This is a genomic window from Sulfurimonas sp. (assembly GCF_018698455.1).
Lineage (GTDB): Bacteria > Campylobacterota > Campylobacteria > Campylobacterales > Sulfurimonadaceae > Sulfurimonas.
This window is the reverse complement of sequence record NZ_JABIOQ010000048.1, coordinates 1-3,611: the sequence shown is the minus strand read 5'-3', so window position 1 is coordinate 3,611 and position 3,611 is coordinate 1. Positions and strand designations below refer to the sequence as shown.

The 3,611-nt window shown below is 30.5% G+C and carries 3 protein-coding genes; all 3 read right to left on the bottom strand.

All coding sequences use genetic code 11. The features are described from left to right. Window positions 1-367 precede the first annotated feature (367 nt). Window positions 368-499: a DNA translocase FtsK gene (locus tag HOG88_RS11915; RefSeq protein WP_367234717.1), complete on the bottom strand. Its 132-nt coding sequence runs from the start codon at window positions 497-499 to the stop codon at window positions 368-370. A 55-nt stretch (window positions 500-554) separates the two neighbouring features. Continuing rightward, window positions 555-2,675 carry an AAA family ATPase gene (locus HOG88_RS06050; protein WP_295004247.1) on the bottom strand — a complete coding sequence of 707 codons (2,121 nt, stop codon included), beginning with the start codon at window positions 2,673-2,675 and terminating at the stop codon, window positions 555-557. A 247-nt stretch (window positions 2,676-2,922) separates the two neighbouring features. Next, entirely contained in the window at window positions 2,923-3,453 is a 531-nt protein-coding gene (locus HOG88_RS06045; protein WP_295004245.1) for an O-acetyl-ADP-ribose deacetylase, read from the bottom strand. Between the last annotated feature and the right edge of the window lie 158 nt (window positions 3,454-3,611).

The window sequence follows — 3,611 nt, the reverse complement described above, 5'->3', positions numbered from 1 at the left end:
GACAATTTAGTTATTTTGATCTTTGTAAATAAATTTATCAATCAAACAAAATTTGATTTAAAAATACTTAAATCTAAATACTTTTAAAATGAAACTTCTTATAAATAAATTATATCTTTTGAACTGACATCTTTATGTCTGGTTAAGATAATAAAGATGTTAAAACCTTTTTTTCTATCTAGCTTTAGTGGTTCTAAATCATATATTATCTTCTATTTTAAAATTAAGTGGCTTTCCCATGTATATCCTTGTTAAACAGTATCTTATTTTGTATGAATAATCCTATTAAAGTTGTAAATAATAATATATACAATATCTTTATATTATTAGTGCTACTGTTTAACACATTTGTACTCAATAAATTATCTCATTTATTGTCTTCCAGTTGCTGTATTATTCTTACTGCCCTTGTGTATCCTATCTGCATTTTTCTTTGTAGGTAAGAAGCTGAATAATTATTATTTTTTTTAACTATGATTTTTGCTTGATCATAAAATATATCTTTCTCTCTTATAGTTGTCGTATTGGTGTTTTCCTTTGATTATTAATTTACTTTATGAGACTAAAAAGCCCATCACTTTATCTGTAGAAATATCTTTAACAGCTATCTCATCTTGCAGTCGTTCTATAAAATCTTCTACACTATGAATAGGTCTAAACCTATTTTGTCTAACAACCGCTGAAAAATCTCCAGGAGTTAGTTGTTTTAAACTCTGTATCTCTTGCTTGAATACTTTATCAACTTTTGGCAGTTTAAGTTCTTTACTAAACTCTTTAAACATCTTCCAAGCTTGTTCAGGTTGCAAAGAGTCAAACTCTAACTTCAAATCAAACCTTCTCAAGCTGGCTTTATCAAGATTATCCATAAGGTTAGTAGTAGCTATAAACACACCATCAAAGTTTTCCATCTGAACAAGCATCTCATTTACTTGTGTAACTTCCCAACTCTGTTTTGCTTGTGTTCTATCTGCTAAGAAACTATCTACTTCATCAAACACAAGTACAGCATTTTCATCTGATGCTTCTTTAAAGGCATTAGCGATATTCTGTTCAGTACCACCAACCCATTTGCTGATTAAATCACTACCTTTTTTAAGCAGTAATGGTTTATCTAACATATCTGCCAAATACTTTCCAAAAGCACTTTTGCCAGTTCCGGGTACTCCATATAAACAGAGTCTTGCACTTTTTGTTTTTTTGATACCTTTAGTCAGTTCATCTAAATCAGTCGTAGTATTTACATAACTAGGATTATAAATACTTGGTAATGAATCTTCACTATTCTCTTTTTTGATTTCACCATAGCCCTGGGCTTTTAAAGTATTACTCAGTAGATGTGTAAAAGCTTTGTCACTATCTTTTGTATCAATAGCACTAATAACCTTAGCTGTGGTAGATATAAGTGCTGGTGCAATATTCTCATTTTTAGCCAAAGATTTAATACTCTTTTCATTCAAAAGATTATTGCTATAATTTTTAATAATCTCCTCGCGTTTAGATTTCACAGGAATAGGTATTTCTATACTCATATCAAACCTTCTTACAAGTGCATTATCTATACTGTCTATATTATTCGTTATCCAGATTGTAGGGAGAGTATTAGTTTCTAATACTCTGTTTATCCATGCCTTATCTTTTTGACGAACTGGAGGACCGAAAAAACTACCACCACTTTCAAATATATCTTCTGCTTCATCATACATGAGAAGTGTTCGTTTGTTTGATAGTAGCACTTGTGCTGATTTATATGCTTTTAATCTCTTAGTACCTTCTATCGGTTCATCATCTTCATCTGTATAACTAACTTCAAATAGTTTAGTTTTTAGCTTTTTAGCCAATACTTTTGCAAGTTCTGTTTTTCCTGTTCCCGGTCGTCCATACAGAAGTATATTTACACCAGTTTGTTTGGACTTCACAGCACTTTCTAGATACGGGACTAAAATATTTATATCACTACTGATATGCTGATAATCTTTTAATTTTAAAGAACTAGTATTACAAACCTTTACAGAGTCTTTTATCATTACTGATATATCTTCATCAAGGTTGAGCAGATTATCTAAAAAAGTATCACTAATAGAATCTAGTTTTCTATCTAGTGAATGAGTATTTGACTTATCTATAGTTACTAAAGACGATTTACTTAGTTTAGAATTACTAGCAAAGGCACTATCAATATGTTTCTTCTTGATATTAAGAATAACACTTAAGGCTCTTTTTGTTTGTGTTGTATTTAATTCATTCCCTAATAGACTAACTGCATCATCTAAGAGTTCATACTGCTTCAAGAAAGTCACGAACTCTAGTATCTGCTCTTCATATTGATTTAACTTCATTAGAGATGAGATTTGAGCTATATTTTTTGCAAGTATTTTATTAGTTGTAAACTTTTTCTGGTCTTCTAATTTAAGCAGACTCTCTTTAAAAAAGTTTAATACTTCTTCTCTACTAAACTTATCTTCATCTGTGTCAAGGAATTGATTTCCATCTAAAAATGCTAATAGTGTGTCCTTTGAAACACCGTTATCCTTATCTATGAATTCTCTGTGTCCACTTAGATTTAAAATTATACGAAGTGACCATAATGAAGCTTTATCAATCAGTCTTTTATCTATCACCTGTGTTTTATCAAATTCTATTACTGTATTAACAGTTCTGTTTCTTTTTCTTCTCATTTCAAACCCCTCTAATGTGATAGAAGAATTATAAGATTAACAATGGACATCTTTACGTCTGGATATATATTTGATATGAAATTGTAGTTCTAAGATAGTTTAAAGAGATTCAAAGAGGCTCTGTTACTCTATTTAATCAAGTATATCTATTCGCCTTTATCTTAGGGGAAATCAATTATTATAGGATCTACTAAATCTCTACCTAAATTTGTGAATTAAGGTTTTTGTAGTTTACAGGAGCATTCCTCTAATGTCCTTCTAGCTCTTTATTTAACATTTTATTTAAATATATTGCATCATCCTTGGAATAAAATACAAATACAACTTCCTTAATATATTTGCATTCGTTCAGGACCTGCACAACAGTTTCATATGCAATATCAGAAGCTTCTTCTTTTGGATAATCATAGATACCCGTTGCGATTGCTGGAAAGGCAATAGACTTGCACTTGTATTGATCTGCTAGTAGTAATGAATTTCTATAACATGATTTAAGAGATTGTTTTGGATTATCGTCAGATTTATATTGTGGTCCAACTGTATGTATTACATACTTTGCTTTCATGTCTCCAGCCGTTGTAATTACTGCTTCTCCTACAGGAAGACCATCCGGGTATATTGTATTTCTAATGTTTTTACACTCTTGAAGAATATTTTTTCCACCAGCTTTATGAATAGCTCCATCAACTCCACCGCCACCAAGTAATCTATAGTTCGCTGCATTGACAATAGCTTCAGTATTAATTGTAGTAATATCTCCCACTAATACATGTATCATCTTCTAGTTTCCTTCTATAGTTATACTTTTTATATAGTTCTCATTATGCCATTTTTTAATGATATCCATATCAACTTCATCTATTTTCCGATTAAACTTGCCAAGTGCTTGAGCAATTTTCACTGCTCTTAATTCTATAGCATAAAGAAGTTCATCTG

Bases quoted from the DNA above. Each gene is read 5' to 3' on its own strand.
- HOG88_RS06045 (WP_295004245.1), bottom strand. From the start codon at position 3,453: ATGATACATGTATTAGTGGGAGATATTACTACAATTAATACTGAAGCT.
- HOG88_RS06050 (WP_295004247.1), bottom strand. From the start codon at position 2,675: ATGAGAAGAAAAAGAAACAGAACTGTTAATACAGTAATAGAATTTGAT.